General features: G+C 56.7%; 17 protein-coding genes. 13 read left to right on the top strand and 4 right to left on the bottom strand.

Translation table 11 applies throughout. From position 1 onward, the window contains the following. Positions 1 to 284: 284 nt before the first annotated feature. A complete protein-coding gene (gene garD, locus IM295_RS02455; RefSeq protein ID WP_063438536.1) occupies positions 285 to 1,856 on the top strand; it encodes a galactarate dehydratase in 1,572 nt (523 codons plus the stop codon). A gap of 47 nt (positions 1,857 to 1,903) precedes the next feature. On the opposite strand, the gene IM295_RS02450 is transcribed toward garD, so the two are convergent. Next, positions 1,904 to 2,707 (bottom strand): DeoR family transcriptional regulator, encoded by an 804-nt coding sequence (locus IM295_RS02450; protein ID WP_048999518.1) that lies wholly within the window; start codon positions 2,705 to 2,707, stop codon positions 1,904 to 1,906. A 239-nt stretch (positions 2,708 to 2,946) separates the two neighbouring features. On the opposite strand from IM295_RS02450, the gene kbaZ reads away from it, so the two are divergent. The 8 genes from kbaZ to IM295_RS02410 all read left to right on the top strand — a co-directional run bounded on the left by kbaZ (position 2,947) and on the right by IM295_RS02410 (position 11,072). Continuing rightward, positions 2,947 to 4,254 (top strand): tagatose-bisphosphate aldolase subunit KbaZ, encoded by a 1,308-nt coding sequence (gene kbaZ, locus IM295_RS02445; RefSeq protein WP_193066160.1) that lies wholly within the window; start codon positions 2,947 to 2,949, stop codon positions 4,252 to 4,254. Between the two features lie 19 nt (positions 4,255 to 4,273). Beyond that, positions 4,274 to 4,747: a PTS N-acetylgalactosamine transporter subunit IIB gene (gene agaV / locus IM295_RS02440; RefSeq protein WP_028014524.1), complete on the top strand. Its 474-nt coding sequence runs from the start codon at positions 4,274 to 4,276 to the stop codon at positions 4,745 to 4,747. 10 nt (positions 4,748 to 4,757) lie between these two features. Beyond that, positions 4,758 to 5,537: a PTS N-acetylgalactosamine transporter subunit IIC gene (gene agaW / locus IM295_RS02435; RefSeq protein ID WP_193066159.1), complete on the top strand. Its 780-nt coding sequence runs from the start codon at positions 4,758 to 4,760 to the stop codon at positions 5,535 to 5,537. Next, positions 5,527 to 6,405: a PTS N-acetylgalactosamine transporter subunit IID gene (gene agaE, locus IM295_RS02430; protein ID WP_193066158.1), complete on the top strand. Its 879-nt coding sequence runs from the start codon at positions 5,527 to 5,529 to the stop codon at positions 6,403 to 6,405. Before agaW ends, agaE begins: the two co-directional genes overlap by 11 nt. A 16-nt stretch (positions 6,406 to 6,421) precedes the next feature. Then, on the top strand, positions 6,422 to 6,856 hold the full coding sequence (gene agaF, locus IM295_RS02425; protein ID WP_126817020.1) for a PTS galactosamine/N-acetylgalactosamine transporter subunit IIA: 435 nt from the start codon (positions 6,422 to 6,424) through the stop codon (positions 6,854 to 6,856). Between the two features lie 276 nt (positions 6,857 to 7,132). Continuing rightward, positions 7,133 to 8,278, top strand: coding sequence for an SIS domain-containing protein (locus IM295_RS02420; RefSeq protein ID WP_193066157.1), 1,146 nt, complete (start codon positions 7,133 to 7,135; stop codon positions 8,276 to 8,278). A 12-nt stretch (positions 8,279 to 8,290) separates the two neighbouring features. Next, the gene (gene kbaY / locus IM295_RS02415; protein ID WP_048999522.1) at positions 8,291 to 9,163 is read left to right on the top strand and encodes a tagatose-bisphosphate aldolase subunit KbaY; all 873 of its coding nucleotides are present in this window, start codon (positions 8,291 to 8,293) and stop codon (positions 9,161 to 9,163) included. A gap of 19 nt (positions 9,164 to 9,182) precedes the next feature. After that, positions 9,183 to 11,072 (top strand): enterotoxin, encoded by a 1,890-nt coding sequence (locus tag IM295_RS02410; RefSeq protein ID WP_193066156.1) that lies wholly within the window; start codon positions 9,183 to 9,185, stop codon positions 11,070 to 11,072. A gap of 64 nt (positions 11,073 to 11,136) precedes the next feature. Here IM295_RS02410 and rsmI read toward each other — a convergent pair whose 3' ends face one another. Then, positions 11,137 to 12,000 (bottom strand): 16S rRNA (cytidine(1402)-2'-O)-methyltransferase, encoded by an 864-nt coding sequence (gene rsmI / locus IM295_RS02405; protein WP_150145168.1) that lies wholly within the window; start codon positions 11,998 to 12,000, stop codon positions 11,137 to 11,139. A 61-nt stretch (positions 12,001 to 12,061) separates the two neighbouring features. Here rsmI and IM295_RS02400 point away from each other — a divergent pair, with 61 nt between their 5' ends. From IM295_RS02400 to dolP, 4 genes are read left to right on the top strand one after another with little or no spacing between them, the layout of a single operon-like run. After that, the gene (locus tag IM295_RS02400) at positions 12,062 to 14,209 is read left to right on the top strand and encodes a penicillin-binding protein activator (protein WP_193066155.1); all 2,148 of its coding nucleotides are present in this window, start codon (positions 12,062 to 12,064) and stop codon (positions 14,207 to 14,209) included. Then, positions 14,167 to 14,562: a YraN family protein gene (locus IM295_RS02395; RefSeq protein WP_028014533.1), complete on the top strand. Its 396-nt coding sequence runs from the start codon at positions 14,167 to 14,169 to the stop codon at positions 14,560 to 14,562. Before IM295_RS02400 ends, IM295_RS02395 begins: the two co-directional genes overlap by 43 nt. Before the next feature lie 21 nt (positions 14,563 to 14,583). Next, on the top strand, positions 14,584 to 15,174 hold the full coding sequence (gene diaA / locus IM295_RS02390) for a DnaA initiator-associating protein DiaA (RefSeq protein ID WP_003861754.1): 591 nt from the start codon (positions 14,584 to 14,586) through the stop codon (positions 15,172 to 15,174). A gap of 9 nt (positions 15,175 to 15,183) precedes the next feature. Further along, positions 15,184 to 15,759: a division/outer membrane stress-associated lipid-binding lipoprotein gene (gene dolP / locus IM295_RS02385; RefSeq protein WP_028014534.1), complete on the top strand. Its 576-nt coding sequence runs from the start codon at positions 15,184 to 15,186 to the stop codon at positions 15,757 to 15,759. Positions 15,760 to 15,808: 49 nt separating this feature from the next. Here the strand turns inward: dolP and IM295_RS02380 are convergent, their stop codons facing one another. Both IM295_RS02380 and IM295_RS02375 read right to left on the bottom strand, forming a co-directional pair. Beyond that, the gene (locus IM295_RS02380) at positions 15,809 to 16,846 is read right to left on the bottom strand and encodes a permease (RefSeq protein WP_193066154.1); all 1,038 of its coding nucleotides are present in this window, start codon (positions 16,844 to 16,846) and stop codon (positions 15,809 to 15,811) included. 40 nt (positions 16,847 to 16,886) lie between these two features. Further along, positions 16,887 to 17,531, bottom strand: a complete 645-nt coding sequence (locus IM295_RS02375) for an NAD(P)H-binding protein (RefSeq protein WP_193066153.1) — start codon at positions 17,529 to 17,531, stop codon at positions 16,887 to 16,889. Positions 17,532 to 17,552 lie beyond the last annotated feature (21 nt).

Below are 17,552 nucleotides of genomic sequence, written 5' to 3'. Positions count from 1 at the left end.
TCTGACTGAATGGTGGCGTTATAAAATCGTCATTCAGTATAATCGGCTCTACACGTCAGCACATTGTTTTGATGCTCAAGTATTGCGTTACATCTCAATGCTATTTTGAGCATATGCACAAAGCAGTGGGCGCTAATGCACAGAATCAAGGATTAGTCCGCCTGAAACGATCGCGATCACATTTTCACTTTTCTTCTCCTGACATGCTTTATTTCTACGTTAAGAAAACGATTATCCAACGAGTTATTTTTCATAGCTGAAACTTTGCCGGAGAAGAGTGAATAATGACCGATATTGCAATTAGAGAGGCACCCCCGACGGCGTTTTATATTAAGGTTCACGATACGGATAACGTGGCGATTATTGTCAACGACAATGGCTTAAAAGCAGGCACCCGCTTCCCGGACGGGCTGGAGCTGATTGAGCATATTCCGCAGGGGCACAAGGTCGCGTTGGTCGATATTCCTGCCCACGGTGAAATCGTACGCTACGGCGAAGTCATTGGCTATGCGGTAAGCGCTATTCCGCAGGGTAGCTGGATTGAGGAGTCGCTGGTGGCGCTGCCAGAAGCACCGCCGCTGAATACGCTTCCGCTGGCGACCCGCGTTCCTGAAGCTTTGCCGCCGCTGGAGGGCTATACCTTTGAAGGCTACCGCAATGCGGACGGTAGCGTCGGCACCAAAAACCTGCTCGGCATTACCACCAGCGTGCACTGCGTGGCGGGCGTGGTGGATTACGTGGTGAAAATCATTGAACGCGATCTGCTGCCAAAGTACCCGAACGTCGACGGCGTGGTGGGTCTTAACCACCTGTACGGCTGCGGCGTAGCGATCAACGCGCCCGCGGCGGTCGTGCCGATCCGTACTATCCACAATATCGCCCTGAATCCGAACTTTGGCGGCGAGGTGATGGTAATCGGTCTCGGCTGTGAAAAATTGCAGCCAGAACGTCTGCTGCAGGGTACCGAGGATGCCAAAGCCATCCCGGCAGACGGGGCCAGCATCGTGCGCCTGCAGGACGAGCGCCACGTTGGTTTTCGTTCAATGGTCGACGATATTTTGCAGGTAGCAGAGCATCATCTGGACAAACTCAACCGCCGCCAGCGTGAAACGTGCCCGGCATCGGAACTGGTGGTGGGAACACAATGCGGCGGCAGCGATGCGTTTTCCGGCGTGACGGCCAACCCGGCAGTGGGCTATGCGTCCGATCTGCTGGTTCGCTGCGGCGCCACGGTGATGTTCTCCGAGGTAACCGAAGTGCGTGACGCCATCCATCTGCTGACGCCGCGCGCAGTCAACGAAGAGGTGGGCAAACGCCTGCTGGAGGAGATGGCCTGGTACGATAATTATCTTGATATGGGCAAAACCGACCGCAGCGCCAACCCTTCGCCGGGTAACAAGAAAGGCGGCCTGGCGAACGTGGTGGAAAAAGCCCTCGGTTCGATTGCCAAATCCGGTCAGAGCGCGATTGTGGAAGTGCTCTCTCCGGGCCAGCGGCCAACCAGGCGCGGCCTTATTTATGCGGCAACACCTGCCAGCGATTTTGTGTGCGGCACCCAGCAGGTGGCCTCCGGTATTACAGTGCAGGTCTTTACCACCGGGCGCGGCACGCCGTACGGGCTGATGGCGGTCCCGGTGATCAAGATGGCGACGCGCACCGAGCTGGCAAACCGCTGGTATGACTTAATGGATATCAACGCGGGCACCATCGCCACCGGGGAAGAGAGTATTGAGGACGTGGGCTGGAAACTGTTCCATTTTATTCTGGACGTAGCGAGCGGGAGGAAGAAAACTTTCTCGGACCAGTGGGGATTGCATAACCAGCTGGCGGTGTTTAACCCGGCGCCGGTGACGTGATGGCCCCTCAGCCTTCCCTCTCCCCATAGGGGAGAGGGTAAAAAATCTTAAACCAGCACCACCTCAATCCCGCTTTTCCGTAATCCTTCCAGACTCTCCGCCGGAATACCTTCATCAACGATAATCATATCAATCCGTTGCGTATCAATGATTTTATGCAGGCTTGAGCGGTTAAACTTGCTGGAGTCGGTCACGACAATAATACGCTCTGCCACCTCGCACATTTTGCGGTTCAGGCGTGCTTCATCCTCGTTGTGCGTGCTCACACCGCGATCGAGATCGATAGCGTCGACGCCCAGGAACAGCAGATCAAAGTGATAATTCTGTAAGGACTGTTCCGCCTGGTCGCCGTAGAAGGACTGCGACTGACGCCGCAAGTGCCCGCCGGTCATCAGCAGCTCTACCCCTTCTGCTTCCAGCAACGCATTCGCCACGTTCATCCCGTTAGTCATCGCAATGACATCCGTGTGCTGGCGCAGCATACGAGCGATCTCAAAAGTCGTGGTGCCGGAATCCAGAATAATGCGGTGCCCCGGCTTCACCAGCGCGGCGGCGGCCTGAGCGATGCTGCGCTTCACCGCCGTATTGAGCGAGCTTTTATCCTCAACAGAAGGCTCGATGCCAGGCGCATTCCCTTCGCAGATCAGCGCCCCGCCGTAGGCACGAACGGCGATGCCCTGCTTTTCCAGAAACGCCAGATCGTTACGGATCGTCACCGTCGATACGCCGTACAGATGAGACAGATCGTTAACCTGCACGCTTCCCTGCGCCCGCAACCGCTGAATGATCTGCTCCCGCCTTTCACTGGTGCCGGTGATGCGTTTCTCTGCGGATGAATCGCTGCTGCTCATACGAGATCCTTAATCAATAAACTTTCATTTCATTTCGTTTTGTCTATTAACGCCTTTCTTTTTAGCGAATGCAAGCGCTGTCTGGAGGACATATGCAAGCCTGTGAACAGCTGAAACCTTTCATTGTGTTTCTTTTGTGAAACAGATCGGAAAACCATTATCTTTCGTTTTATTTTTACACCGCCATAATGCAGGATTAAATGAAACAAAACGAAAGATAAAAATCATTACCATCCGAAATGGAGAGGAAAGTGAAACATCTGACAGAAATGGTGGAACAACATAAACGGGGGAATGCAAACGGGATTTATGCCGTCTGTTCCGCACATCCACTGGTACTTGAAGCTGCCATTCGTTACGCCCATTCACGCCAAACGCCACTGCTGATTGAAGCCACCTCAAACCAGGTGGATCAGTTTGGCGGCTATACCGGCATGACGCCCGCTGATTTTCACGGGTTTGTCTGCCAGTTGGCGGACTCGCTTGGTTTCCCGACGTCACAGCTGATCCTCGGCGGCGATCATTTAGGACCCAACCGCTGGCAAAACCTGCCGGCTTTGCAGGCGATGGCGAACGCCGAGGATCTGATCAGGCACTACGTGACGGCCGGATTTAAAAAAATTCACCTCGATTGCAGCATGTCCTGTGAAGACGATCCGGTTCCTTTAACCGATGCGATCGTTGCCGGGCGCGCCGCGCGTCTGGCAAAAATTGCCGAAACAACCTGTCTTGAGCAATTTGGTGTAGCCGATCTGGTCTACGTTATCGGCACGGAAGTTCCGGTTCCCGGCGGCGCGCATGAAACGCTGACCGAGCTTGAGGTCACGACGCCAGAGGCGGCGCGCGCCACGCTTGAGGCACACCGCCAGGCATTCGAGAAGGAAGGGTTAAGCGACATCTGGCCGCGCATTATTGGCCTGGTGGTTCAGCCCGGCGTTGAGTTCGACCATGCGCACGTTTGTGACTATCAGCCACATAAAGCCGTCGCCCTGAGCAAAATGGTTGAAGCCTATGACACGCTGGTATTTGAAGCACACTCTACCGATTACCAGACGCCGCAGGCGCTGCGCCAGCTGGTGAACGATCACTTCGCTATTTTAAAAGTCGGCCCTGCCCTGACCTTTGCCCTGCGTGAAGCGCTGTTCTCACTGGCCGCCATTGAAGAAGAACTGCTCCCGGCGAAAGCCAGCTCGGGCCTGCGTCACGTTCTGGAAAACGTGATGCTCGATCGCCCGGAATACTGGCAAAGCCACTATCACGGTGACGGCAACGCCCGACGCCTGGCCCGCGGCTACAGCTACTCCGACCGCGTGCGCTATTACTGGCCGGACAGCCAGATTGACGATGCCTTTGAACGACTGGTGCGCAATCTGGCAGACGAACCCATTCCGCTGCCGCTTATCAGCCAGTATTTGCCGTTGCAGTACAGCAAAGTTCGCGAGGGCGCTCTCAAGTCAACGCCGCGGGAACTCATCATTGACCACATTCAGGACATACTCCAGCAGTACCATGCCGCCTGCGAAGGCGTAACGACTCCACACGCATAATTAAAAAGAGGAAAACGCTATGCCAAACATTGTCTTATGCCGCATTGATGAACGCCTGATCCACGGACAGGTGGGCGTGCAGTGGGTGGGGTTTGCGGGGGCAAACCTGGTGCTGGTGGCAAATGACGAGGTTGCAGACGATCCGGTTCAACAAAACCTGATGGAAATGGTGCTCGCGGAAGGGATCGCCGTGCGTTTCTGGTCGCTGCAAAAAGTGATCGACAATATTCACCGCGCCGCTGACCGCCAGAAAATCCTGCTGGTCTGCAAATCACCCGCCGATTTTCTGAAGCTGGTTGAAGGCGGCGTCCCCATCACCCGTATCAATGTCGGAAACATGCACTACGCCAGTGGCAAACAGCAAATTGCCAAAACGGTCTCTGTCGACGCGAACGATATCGCTGCGTTCAACGGCCTGAAAGCGGCCGGGGTGGAATGCTTTGTTCAGGGCGTCCCAACAGAGACCGCTTTGGATCTCTTTAAACTGCTTTGAGGGATTCACAATGGAAATCAGTCTGTGGCAGGCATTCGCGCTGGGGCTTCTTGCCTTTATCGCGGGCCTGGATATGTTTAACGGCTTAACACACATGCACCGCCCGGTGGTGCTTGGTCCTCTGGTCGGCCTGATACTGGGCGATCTGCATACCGGGATCCTGACCGGCGGTACCTTAGAGCTGGTCTGGATGGGTCTGGCGCCGCTGGCGGGCGCGCAGCCGCCAAACGTGATTATCGGCACCATCGTCGGCACCACGTTTGCCATCACCACGGGCGTGAAGCCGGATGTCGCCGTTGGGGTCGCGGTGCCGTTTGCCGTGGCGGTGCAGATGGGTATCACCTTCCTCTTCTCCGTGATGTCCGGCGTAATGTCCCGCTGCGATCGCATGGCGGCCAACGCGGACACCGACGGCATAGAGCGAGTCAACTATCTGGCGCTGCTGGCGCTCGGCATTTTTTATTTCCTGTGCGCGTTTCTGCCCATCTACTTTGGCGCTGAACACGCGAAAACCGCCATTGCTATCCTGCCGGAGCGTCTGATTGACGGTCTCGGCGTCGCGGGCGGCATCATGCCAGCGATCGGCTTCGCCGTGCTGCTGAAGATCATGATGAAAAACGTTTACATCCCTTATTTCATTATCGGTTTTGTCGCTGCGGCCTGGCTGAAGCTTCCGGTACTGGCGATTGCCGCAGCGGCGCTGGCGATGGCGCTGATCGACCTGCTGCGTAAATCGCCTGAACCGACGGCGCCCGCGGCCCAGAAAGAGGAATTTGAAGATGGCATCTAATCAAACCACCCTGCCGGGCGCGTCTGTCAGTGAAGAGACGCTGCTGAGCGGCGTGAATGAAAACGTCTATGAAGACCAGACCATTGGCGCGGAGCTGACCACAAAAGACATTAACCGCGTGGCCTGGCGCTCCATGCTGCTGCAGGCCTCGTTTAACTATGAACGTATGCAGGCCTCCGGCTGGCTGTACGGGTTGCTGCCCGCGCTGAAAAAGATCCACACCAATAAGCGGGACCTGGCGCGGGCGATGAAAGGTCATATGGGCTTCTTTAACACCCATCCGTTTCTGGTGACCTTCGTTATCGGCATTATTCTGGCCATGGAGCGTTCCAAGCAGGATGTAAACAGCATTCAGAGCACCAAAATTGCGGTCGGAGCCCCGCTCGGAGGCATTGGTGACGCCATGTTCTGGCTGACCCTGTTACCCATCTGCGGCGGTATTGGTGCCAGCCTGGCGCTGCAAGGCTCCATTCTTGGCGCGGTAGTTTTTATCGTGCTGTTCAACGTGGTGCATCTCGGCCTGCGCTTTGGCCTGGCGCACTACGCATACCGAATGGGCGTTGCCGCCATTCCGCTGATCAAAGCCAACACCAAAAAGGTGGGCCACGCGGCCTCTATTGTCGGGATGACGGTGATCGGCGCGCTGGTGGCGACCTACGTCCGACTCAATACGACGCTTGAAATCAAGGCGGGTGATGCGGTCGTTAAACTGCAAACCGACGTGATCGACAAGCTGATGCCCGCGTTCCTGCCGCTGGTCTACACCCTGACCATGTTCTGGCTGGTGCGCCGCGGCTGGAGCCCGCTGCGGCTGATCGGTATCACCGTGGTGCTGGGCGTTGTCGGTAAATTCTGTCACTTCCTGTAAAAGCAAAGAGGTTGCGATGTTAGGCATAATTTTGACGGGTCACGGCGGCTTTGCCAGCGGGCTTGAACAGGCGATGAGGCAGATCCTTGGCGAGCAGCCGCAGTTTATCGCCATCGATTTTCCGGAAAACTCCACCACTGCCAGGCTGACCGCTCAGCTTGAGCAGGCGGTGAATGAGCTGGACCCAGAGCAGGATATTATTTTCCTCACCGACCTTCTCGGCGGCACGCCGTTTCGCGTGGCCTCGACGCTCGCGATGCAAAGACCGGGTAGCGAAGTGATTACCGGCACCAACCTGCAGCTTTTGCTGGAAATGGTGCTGGAACGTGACGGATTAAGTAGCGAAGCGTTTCGTCTGCAGGCGCTGGAGTGCGGCCACCGCGGCCTGACCAGCCTGGTGGATGAGCTTGGTCGCTGTCGCGAGGAAGCCCCCGTAGAGGAAGGAATATGATCCGGTTACTTTCACAGCGTTCACCTTCGTAGTTTACATTGCGTGTCACGGCGGCCTTACGGCATCAAATCGTAAGGCCGTTCTTTTCCTTTCCTTGGCTTTACCCTTTCCTTTCACGATCACACTTTTCGTTTTATTCCTTTTCCATTATTGAACTTTCGATTTCTTTCCTATAGATTTTGTTTAACTGCTAATGTGAGTAAGTGAAACGAAACGAAAGATAGCGACACGTTTGCCAGCGTCTGATGTGGAATTCACACGACTAAGGACTGAGTTATGCAACAAACCACCGCCGCCACAACCGGCACCTGGACCGAAAAAGAGATCCGCCAGCAGCCTGCCTGCTGGATCCGCTCACTCAACAACATCGATAATCTGCGCACCTCGATTGACGGTTTCCTGACGCCGCTGCTGCGTAAGCGAGACCTGCGGATCGTCCTCACCGGCGCGGGCACCTCCGCGTTTATTGGCGAAATAATTGCCCCCTGGCTTGCGAGCCACACCGGTAAAAACGTCTCCGCCATACCGACAACCGATCTGGTCACCAACCCGATGGATTACTTCAGCCCGGCACACCCTCTGCTGCTGGTCTCTTTTGCCCGCTCCGGCAACAGTCCAGAGAGCGTCGCCGCCGTTGAGCTGGCGAACCGGTTCGTGCCCGAGTGCTACCACCTGTCGATCACCTGCAACGAGGCGGGAAGCCTGTACCAGAACGCCGTCGAGAGCGATAACGCCTTTGCCCTGCTGATGCCAGCCGAAACGCACGATCGCGGGTTCGCGATGACCAGCAGCATTACCACCATGATGGCGAGCTGTCTGGCCGTATTCGCACCAGAGACGATCGGCAGCCAAAGCTTCCGGGACGTAGCCGATCGCTGCCAGGCGATCCTCACCTCGCTCGGGGATTTCAGCGAGGGCGTCTTTGGCAACGAACCGTGGAAACGCGTTGTGTATCTGGGAAGCGGCGGTCTGCAGGGCGCGGCGCGCGAGTCTGCGCTGAAGGTGCTGGAGCTGACTGCGGGCAAGCTGGCGGCGTTCTACGATTCACCAACGGGCTTTCGTCATGGGCCTAAGTCACTGGTGGATAACGAAACGCTGGTGGTGGTGTTTATCTCAAGCCATCCGTATACACGTCAGTACGATCTGGATCTGCTGGCCGAACTGCGCCGCGATCGTCAGGCCATGCGCGTGGTCGCCATCGCCGCCGAAAACGATCCAGCCATTGAAGCGGGGCCGCATATCCTGCTGCCGCCTTCCCGTCCATTCAACGATATGGAGCAGGCGTTCTGCTTCCTGGTATACGCCCAGGTCTTTGCGCTAACCCAGTCTCTGCATGTTGGCAACACGCCGGACACACCATCCGCCAGCGGAACGGTCAACCGTGTGGTACAGGGCGTGGTTATTCATCCGTGGCAGGCTTAAGAGGATCGTATTATGAGTATTATTTCGACCAAATATCTTTTGCAGGACGCGCAGACAAAGGGCTATGCCGTTCCGGCCTTTAACATCCATAACGCCGAGACGATCCAGGCGATCCTCGAAGTGTGCAGCGAAATGCGATCGCCTGTGATCCTCGCCGGGACGCCGGGTACTTTTAAACACATAGCGCTGGAGGAGATCTACGCTCTGTGCAGCGCATACTCCCTCAGCTACGACATGCCGCTGGCGCTGCATCTCGATCATCACGAATCGCTGGATGACATTCGTCGCAAGGTACATGCCGGCGTACGCAGCGCAATGATCGACGGTAGCCACTATCCCTTTGAAGAAAACGTGAAGCTGGTGAAATCGGTGGTCGATTTTTGCCACCTCAACGACTGTAGCGTTGAGGCGGAACTGGGCCGTCTGGGGGGTGTTGAAGATGACATGAGCGTCGACGCCGAAAGCGCATTCCTGACCGACCCGCAGGAGGCGAAACGCTTCGTTGAGCTGACCGGCGTGGACAGCCTCGCCGTTGCCATCGGCACCGCGCACGGCCTCTATACCAAACGCCCCAAAATTGACTTCCAGCGCCTGGCTGAGATCCGCGAGGTGGTAGCGGTTCCGCTGGTGCTGCACGGTGCGAGCGATGTTCCGGATGATGATGTGCGCCGCACTATTGAACTGGGCGTGTGCAAAGTTAATGTCGCAACCGAGTTGAAAATCGCCTTCTCTGATGCGGTCAAAGCCTGGTTTGCCGAGAACCCGCAGGGCAACGATCCGCGCTTCTACATGCGCGTTGGGATGGACGCCATGAAAGAGGTGGTCCGAAGCAAAATCGCCGTTTGCGGTTCGGCTAACCGTCTGCGTATTCCGGCAGAAGCATAACTAAGAGGATCTTACTTTAATGAAAAAAGTGCTCACCCTCTCAATGCTTGCCCTGTGCGTTTCCCATGGCGCGATGGCAGCGAACTACACGCTCACTAACGACAAGATTGCCCTGTCCTTTGATGACGCCAATTCAACGGTAGTGGTAACTGACAAAAAAGCCGACCACCCCATCACCCCGCAGGAACTGTTCTTTCTGACGTTGCCGGACGAAACCAAAATCCACACCGCTGATTTCAAAATCAAGCACGTCGAAAAGCAGGACAGCGCCATTGTCATCGACTTTTCGCGTCCGGATTTTAACGTGACGGTAAAGCTCAACCTGGTGAAAGATAAATACGCCAGCATCGATTACACCCTCGCGGCGGTAGGCCAGCCGCGTGACGTGGCAAAAATCACCTTCTTCCCGACGAAAAAGCAGACGCAGGCACCTTACGTTGACGGGGCGATCAACAGCTCGCCGATTGTCGCGGACTCGTTCTTTATTCTCCCGGACAAGCCCATCGTTAACACCTACGCCTATGAAGCGACGACCAACCTCAACGTAGAGTTAAAAACGCCGATTCAGCCCGCAACGCCGGTCAGCTATACCACCTACTTCGGCACCTTCCCGGAAACCAGCCAGCTGCGTCGCAGCGTAAACCAGTTCATTAATACCGTGCGTCCGCGTCCGTATAAGCCTTACCTCCACTACAACAGCTGGATGGATATTGGCTTTTTTACCCCCTATTCCGAACAGGACGTGCTGGGGCGGATGGATGAATGGAATAAGGAATTTATCGCCGGACGCGGCGTGGCGCTGGACGCCTTCCTGCTGGACGATGGCTGGGACGACCTGACCGGGCGCTGGCTGTTTGGCCCGGCATTCGGCAACGGTTTTGGCAAGGTACGGGAAAAAGCCGACAGCCTGCACAGCTCGGTCGGACTGTGGCTCTCACCGTGGGGAGGCTACAACAAACCGCGCGACATTCGCGTCTCGCATGCAAAAGAGTATGGGTTCGAAACCGTCGACGGGAAGCTGGCCCTGTCAGGGCCTAACTACTTTAAAAACTTCAATGAGCAGATCGTTAAGCTTATCAAAAACGAGCACATTACCTCGTTCAAGCTGGACGGGATGGGTAATGCCAACGCGCATATCCCGGGTAGCCCGTTCGCCTCGGATTTTGACGCCTCCATCGCTCTGCTGCATAACATGCGCAGCGCCAACCCGAATCTGTTTATCAACCTGACGACCGGCACCAACGCCAGTCCGTCCTGGCTGTTCTATGCGGATTCCATCTGGCGTCAGGGTGATGACATCAACCTGTACGGTCCCGGCACGCCGGTGCAGCAGTGGATGACCTACCGCGATGCCGAAACGTACCGCTCCATTGTGCGCAAAGGCCCGCTGTTTCCGCTGAACTCGCTGATGTATCACGGCATCGTCAGCGCTGAGAATGCCTATTACGGGCTGGAGAAGGTGCAAACGGACAGTGATTTTGCCGATCAGGTCTGGAGCTACTTCGCCACCGGCACCCAGTTGCAGGAACTGTATATCACCCCTTCAATGCTGAACAAGGCGAAGTGGGATACGCTGGCGCAGGCCGCAAAATGGTCGCGTGACAATGCCAGCGTGCTGGTGGATACGCACTGGATTGGCGGAGACCCGACGGCGCTGCAGGTTTACGGCTGGGCTTCGTGGAGTAAAGAGAAAGCCATACTCGGCTTGCGTAACCCCTCGGACAAGCCGCAAAGCTACTATCTTGATTTAGCGAAAGAATTCGAAATACCCACGGGAGACGCGGCGAAGTTTAGTCTCAAAGCGGTGTACGGCAGTAATTCAACCGTACCTGAGGAGTACAAAAACGCGGTGGTGATTACGCTGCAGCCGCTGGAAACGCTGGTATTTGAGGCAATGCCTGGGAAATAAAAGAGTAAATAAATCTGTAGGCCGGGTAAGGCGCAGCCGCCACCCGGCAAAACAGTATCAGAAATTACTCCCCCTGCTGCTCCAGCGCATGCTTATACAGCGCATTTTTCTTCACGCCGTGAATCTCTGCTGCTAATGCCGCCGCTTTCTTCAGCGGCAGTTCGGCCTGCAGCAAGGCCAGAGTGCGCAGCGCATCAGCAGGCAGGGCATCCTCTTCCGCCCTATGCCCTTCGACAATCAGCACCATTTCGCCTTTGCGGCGGTTTTCGTCTTCCTTCACCCACGCCAGCAGTTCACCGACTGGCGCGCCGTGAATGGTTTCCCAGGTTTTGGTCAGCTCACGCGCCAGCACCACGTAGCGGGATTCGCCCCAGACGGTGACCATATCTTCCAGGCTTTCCAGCAGGCGGTGAGTGGATTCGTAGAAGATCAGGGTACGCGGCTCGGCTTCCAGTTCCTTTAATACATCGCGACGGCCTTTGGATTTGGCAGGGAGGAAGCCTTCATAGCAGAAGCGGTCAGACGGCAAACCTGCGGCGCTCAATGCAGCAATCGCGGCGCACGGCCCCGGCAGCGGCACAACGCGAATCCCGGCTTCGCGACAGGTGCGCACCAGATGGTAGCCAGGATCGTTAATCAGCGGCGTCCCGGCGTCAGAGACCAGCGCGATGTTCTGCCCCTCTTTTAGCTTCGCCACCAGCGTTTCGGCTTTTTGTTGCTCATTGTGATCGTGCAGGGCAAACAAACGGGCGTTAATCGCGAAATGTTGCAACAGTAAACCGGTGTGGCGGGTGTCTTCAGCGGCAATTAAATCAACAGCTTGCAATACGTTCAGCGCACGTTGGGTAATATCAGACAAATTCCCGATAGGAGTAGGTACAATATAAAGCTGGCCTTGAGAATTATCTGCCGTTTCGTGTTGTTTCATTGTTTCGTCCGTATTGCCGATTTAATATTGAGCATTGCGTAAAAAAATCACTGGATACAGTATGGTACCGTTAACGTTTCTTCGAAAAAAAGCCACGCGCAGCGTGCCGCTGCTGCTCGCAGCCCTGATTTTTGCAGGCTGTGGCACCCAGGCACCTGACCAGAGCACCGCCCATCTTCAGGGCTCCGCTCAGGCTGATTCTGGCTTTTATCTGCAACAAATGTCGCAGAGTACAAATGATACCAGGATCAACTGGCAATTACTCGCCATTCGTGCACTGCTGAAAGAGGGCAAAACCCAGCAGGCTGCCGAGCTGTTCGGCCAACTGCCGAAAGAGCTTAACGATACTCAGCAACTTGAGCAGAGCCTGCTCTCTGCCGAGCTGAAGGTCGCGCAGAAAGATTATGATGGCGCGAAAAAGATCCTGGGGAGCATCGACCTGAGCGCGCTGGATAAAAACCAGCAGGCGCGCTTCTGGCAGGCGGGCATTACCGCTGAGCAGGGGCGCCCTTCCCTGACGCTCCTGCGTGCCTTGATTGCCCAGGAGCCGCTGCTCGCCGGTGCCGACAAGCAGAAAAATATTGATGCCACCTGGCAGGCGCTTGCCTCGATGACCGAGGATCAGGCAAAGGCGCTGGTCATTAACGCGGACGAAAACGTGCTTCAGGGCTGGCTTGATCTGCAGCAGATGTGGTTTAACAACCGCAGCGATCCAAAAATGCTGAAAGCCGGTATTACCGACTGGCAGACCCGTTACCCGCAGAACCCGGGCGCAAAAATGCTGCCAACCCAACTGGTGAATGTGCAGAACTTTAAGCCTGCGTCGACAAGCAAAATTGCGCTGCTTCTGCCGCTGAATGGCCAGGCGGCAGTGTTTGGCCGTACGATTCAACAGGGCTTTGAAGCGGCGAAAAACGGCACCACGCCGGTAACGGGCAGTGCGGTTCCGGTGCAGGCAGCGCAGGCGGCCAACGTGAACGACGTTGTCAGCCCCTCAGCCGCCGAGACCAGTGACCTGACCACCGCACAAACCCCGGCGCAGGGTACAATGCAAAACCCGGTTACCGCACCGACTACCCCTCCAGCGACGGCAGCACCAGCAGCACAGGCTCCGGTTGAGGCACAAGCGACGCCTGCACCAGAGGCTACGGCAGAACAGCCTCAACAGCAGCCGGCACAACCTACCGCTCAACCTGCAGCACAGCCGCAGGCCGTGGCGACCGCCAGCGCGAACCCTGGCGCTGAGCTGAAAATCTACGACACCAGTTCGAAGCCGCTTGACCAGGTGCTGGCGCAGGTTCAGCAGGACGGGGCAAGCATCGTTGTCGGCCCGCTGCTGAAAAACAACGTGGAAGAGCTGATGAAGAGCAATACCACGCTGAACGTACTGGCGCTCAACCAGCCGGAACAGGTTCAGAACCGGGCCAATATTTGCTACTTCGCACTCTCTCCGGAAGATGAAGCCCGCGATGCGGCGCGTCATATCCACGAGCAGGGTAAACAGGCCCCGCTGCTGCTGATCCCACGTAGTACGCTGGGCGATCGCGTGGCTAATGCTTTTGCCGACGAGTGGCAGAAGCTGGGCGGCGGCATCGTGCTGCAGCAGAAATTCGGTTCCGTCTCAGAACTGCGTGCGGGCGTTAACGGTGGAGCGGGTATCGCGCTTAACGGCAGTCCGGTTTCCGCCAGCCTGCCGCAGCAGCAGAGCGTGACCATTGGCGGCCTGACCATCCCTGCCCCGCCAACCGACGCGCAGATAAGCGGTGGTGGTAAAGTGGATGCGGCCTATATCGTTGCCACGCCGCAGGAGATCGCCTTTATCAAGCCGATGATCGCGATGCGTAACGGCAGCCAGAGCGGTGCAACGCTCTACGCCAGCTCCCGCAGCGCACAGGGCACCGCAGGCCCGGATTTCCGTCTGGAAATGGACGGCCTGCAGTACAGCGAAATCCCGATGCTGGCGGGCAGCAACCCGGCGCTGATGCAGCAGGCGCTAAGCTCCGTACGTAACGACTACTCTCTGGCGCGTCTGTATGCGATGGGTGTTGATGCGTGGGCGCTGGCAAACCACTTTACCCAGATGCGTCAGGTGCCGGGCTTTGAGCTTAACGGCAACACCGGCGATCTGACCGCCACTCAGGACTGTGTGATTAACAGGAAGTTATCATGGCTCAAATACCAGCAGGGGCAAATCGTCCCGGCCAGTTAAGCCGTAAAGAGACCGGCGATGCGTGGGAGTTAAAAGCGCGTCGCTGGCTCGAAGGCAAAGGACTGCGCTTTATCGCCGCTAACGTCCGCGGGCGCGGCGGCGAAATTGATCTGATCATGAAAGACGGTCAGGTGATTGTGTTTGTAGAAGTCCGCTTTCGACAGTCTTCCCGTTTTGGCGGTGCTGCCGCCAGCGTGACGCTCGCCAAACAACATAAATTATTACAGACTGCCCACTTGTGGCTTGCCCGCCATAATGGGAGCTTTGATACTGTGGATTGCCGTTTCGATGTGATAGCCTTCACCGGAAATGAGATCGAATGGCTTAAAAACGCTTTTGGCGAAGACGCATAATTAAGATTTAAAAGGGATAACGTGCTCGAAAGAATTAAAGTGTGCTTCACAGAAAGCATCCAGACTCAGATTGCCGCGGCGGAAGCCCTTCCGGACGCGATCTCTCGCGCTGCAATGACGCTGGTGCAATCCTTGCTTAACGGCAACAAAATCCTCTGTTGTGGCAACGGAACCTCAGCCGCCAACGCACAGCATTTTGCTGCCAGCATGATTAACCGTTTTGAAACCGAACGCCCGAGTTTACCTGCCATTGCACTTAATACCGATAATGTGGTCTTAACAGCGATTGCTAACGATCGTCTGCACGACGAAATTTACGCAAAGCAGGTGCGCGCCCTGGGGCATGCCGGCGATGTGCTGCTGGCGATCTCCACGCGCGGCAACAGCCGGGACATCGTCAAAGCCGTTGAAGCCGCCGTTACCCGCGACATGACCATCGTCGCCTTAACCGGCTATGACGGCGGTGAGCTGGCGGGTCTGCTCGGGCCGCAGGATGTGGAAATCCGCATTCCGTCTCACCGTAGCGCACGTATCCAGGAGATGCATATGCTCACGGTGAACTGCTTATGCGATTTGATCGATAACACGCTTTTCCCTCACCAGGATGATTAAGGAGTTTTTATGAAGGCTTTATCGACCCTCGCAGTCCTTATGTCTGCATTACTGCTTCAGGGATGTATTGCTGCGGCCGTTGTGGGTACTGCCGCAGTAGGCACCAAAGCGGCGACCGATCCGCGCTCTGTGGGAACGCAGGTGGATGACGGTACGCTGGAGCTGCGGGTCAACAGTGCGCTGTCGAAAGACGAACAAATCAAGAAAGAAGCGCGTATCAACGTGACGGCCTATCAGGGCAAAGTCCTGCTGACGGGTCAGGCACCGAATACCGAACTCTCCAGCCGCGCGAAGCAGATCGCAATGGGCGTTGAGGGCACCACGGAAGTCTTCAATGAAATCCGCCAGGGTCAGCCAATCAGCCTGGGCACCGCGTCGTCTGACACCTGGATCACCACCAAAGTCCGCTCCCAGCTGCTGGGTTCAGACCAGGTGAAATCCTCTAACGTAAAAGTAACGACCGAAAACGGTGAAGTGTTCCTGCTGGGTCTGGTGACCGATCGTGAAGGGAAAGCGGCGGCGGATATCGCCAGCCGGGTGAGCGGCGTGAAGCACGTCACCACCGCGTTTACCTACATTAAGTAATCCACGTCTGACTAAAGGCCCGGTAGGCGCGAGCGCCACCGGGCTTTTTTTACATCAACGCAATACTCCCCACCATCACTCCGCTCAACGCCACCAGCCCCGCCGTCAGCCACAGCGCTTTCGCCGGGAAAGACTTACGCAGCATGATGAGCGACGGCAGGCTGATTGCCGGCAAGGTGATAAGCAGCGCCAGCGCCGGTGCGGTACCCATACCGGCCAGCATCATGGTCTGGACAATCGGAATTTCTGCCGCCGTGGGGATCACAAACAGGCAGCCTGCAACAGCCATCGCAATCACCCACATCAGCGTGTTGTCGATTGCGCCATCCGCATGCGGGAAGAGCCAGACGCGCGCCGCGCCCAGAACCAGTACCGCCAGGATATAGACCGGAATGGTGCTCCAGAAAAGCTGCCACAACGCCTTACCCCAGCGAGTAAAGAAACCGCCCTGCAGTTCGCTGACGTCCAGTTCAACGGCTGCGGGTTCGACGGCAGTATCCTTCACCAGTTTTTGTACCAGCGTCGCCACCACCAGCACCGTCAGCAGCCCGGCAACCAGACGGATAGCTGCAAAATGCCAGCCGAGCACAAAGCCCATAAACACCAGCGTCGCCGGGTTGAGCAGCGGGTTCCCCATCCAGAATGCCAGCGCACCGCCCATGGATACGCGCTGGCGGCGCATACCCGCCGCTACCGGTGCGGCACAGCAGGAGCACATCATGCCCGGCAGAGAGAAAATCGTCCCCAGCAGCGTGCCCTGAAAGCGCGGCTGCCCGAGTGTTTTCACCAGCCAGTTTCGCGGAATAAGTACCTGAATCAGCGATCCCAGGATTACCCCTAAGACGGCAGCTTTCCACACTGCCAGGAAGTAGACCATGGCGTAATCCCATGCCGCCTTCAGCGGGCTGGCATCAGCCTGAGCGAGTATAGATTTACCGATGCTGTGCGTTTCGGCGGCGGTGAAGGCTTTGCCGTAGTACGGCTGCCATTTCACATACCAGAGGCCAATGATGACCACGAGAAAGAAGAGTGCGGGCTTCCACCATTGGACAGGTGTTGCCGCCTGAGATGAAGACTGACCAGTCATACCATTCCCCGGAGAGTGTTATTTAATAAGCCGGAGAAGTTTACGCCTCGCCCTGCGCGATTTCACGCAGTTTTGCCGAAGGGATGATATTGACGCCGTCCTGCGACGGTGCCAGTGCCTCTTTCAGCATCGCCTGCGCGACGTCCCGCGCCTCGATGGACTTCCAGTTACCCGGCAGGATGCGAAACAGCGGGGCGAAGAAGGATTCGTTAAAACGCCGTTCGTCGCGATGGCCCATCAGCATGGAAGGCCGCACGATTGTCAGGCGCTCCCACTTCTGCGCAATCAGCGCCTCTTCCATTTTGCCCTTCACCTGATTGTAAAAAAACGGTGAGCCGGTGCTGGCGCCGTGCGAGCTCATCACCAGGAAATGTTTTGCCCCCAGCTTTTTGGCCGTCAGGGCGGTATCCACCACCAGCGTGTAGTCCGCATGGACGAACGCTTCTTTACTGCCCGCCTCACGCCGCGTCGTGCCCAGGCAGCAAAAGCCGATATCTATAGGATCCTGCACCTGCGCCAGCGCGTCGGTGAGCTGGGGATCGTGCGGGTTATAGACGCCGGTGATATCCAACAGCGGGCGGCGCGTCGGGGCGGCAATATAGTTGATATGCCGGTCCTGGATCAGCAGCCGCAGCAGATGTCCACCCACCAGCCCGGTTGCGCCGGTAATCAGTACCTGACTCATCTTATCCCCTTTACAGAATTG

The organism is Enterobacter cloacae complex sp. P14RS, assembly GCF_014895895.1.
GTDB classification, from domain to species: domain Bacteria; phylum Pseudomonadota; class Gammaproteobacteria; order Enterobacterales; family Enterobacteriaceae; genus Enterobacter; species Enterobacter bugandensis.
Note: the sequence above shows the minus strand (reverse complement) of the source record. Positions and strands in the feature narration are given on the sequence as shown.

What these genes read in the sequence shown, in the direction of transcription:
- garD (WP_063438536.1), top strand. Translation starts at nt 285, where the DNA reads ATGACCGATATTGCAATTAGAGAGGCACCCCCGACGGCGTTTTATATT.
- IM295_RS02450 (WP_048999518.1), bottom strand. Translation starts at nt 2,707, where the DNA reads ATGAGCAGCAGCGATTCATCCGCAGAGAAACGCATCACCGGCACCAGT.
- kbaZ (WP_193066160.1), top strand. Translation starts at nt 2,947, where the DNA reads ATGGAGAGGAAAGTGAAACATCTGACAGAAATGGTGGAACAACATAAA.
- agaV (WP_028014524.1), top strand. Translation starts at nt 4,274, where the DNA reads ATGCCAAACATTGTCTTATGCCGCATTGATGAACGCCTGATCCACGGA.
- agaW (WP_193066159.1), top strand. Translation starts at nt 4,758, where the DNA reads ATGGAAATCAGTCTGTGGCAGGCATTCGCGCTGGGGCTTCTTGCCTTT.
- agaE (WP_193066158.1), top strand. Translation starts at nt 5,527, where the DNA reads ATGGCATCTAATCAAACCACCCTGCCGGGCGCGTCTGTCAGTGAAGAG.
- agaF (WP_126817020.1), top strand. Translation starts at nt 6,422, where the DNA reads ATGTTAGGCATAATTTTGACGGGTCACGGCGGCTTTGCCAGCGGGCTT.
- IM295_RS02420 (WP_193066157.1), top strand. Translation starts at nt 7,133, where the DNA reads ATGCAACAAACCACCGCCGCCACAACCGGCACCTGGACCGAAAAAGAG.
- kbaY (WP_048999522.1), top strand. Translation starts at nt 8,291, where the DNA reads ATGAGTATTATTTCGACCAAATATCTTTTGCAGGACGCGCAGACAAAG.
- IM295_RS02410 (WP_193066156.1), top strand. Translation starts at nt 9,183, where the DNA reads ATGAAAAAAGTGCTCACCCTCTCAATGCTTGCCCTGTGCGTTTCCCAT.
- rsmI (WP_150145168.1), bottom strand. Translation starts at nt 12,000, where the DNA reads ATGAAACAACACGAAACGGCAGATAATTCTCAAGGCCAGCTTTATATT.
- IM295_RS02400 (WP_193066155.1), top strand. Translation starts at nt 12,062, where the DNA reads ATGGTACCGTTAACGTTTCTTCGAAAAAAAGCCACGCGCAGCGTGCCG.
- IM295_RS02395 (WP_028014533.1), top strand. Translation starts at nt 14,167, where the DNA reads ATGGCTCAAATACCAGCAGGGGCAAATCGTCCCGGCCAGTTAAGCCGT.
- dolP (WP_028014534.1), top strand. Translation starts at nt 15,184, where the DNA reads ATGAAGGCTTTATCGACCCTCGCAGTCCTTATGTCTGCATTACTGCTT.
- IM295_RS02380 (WP_193066154.1), bottom strand. Translation starts at nt 16,846, where the DNA reads ATGACTGGTCAGTCTTCATCTCAGGCGGCAACACCTGTCCAATGGTGG.
- IM295_RS02375 (WP_193066153.1), bottom strand. Translation starts at nt 17,531, where the DNA reads ATGAGTCAGGTACTGATTACCGGCGCAACCGGGCTGGTGGGTGGACAT.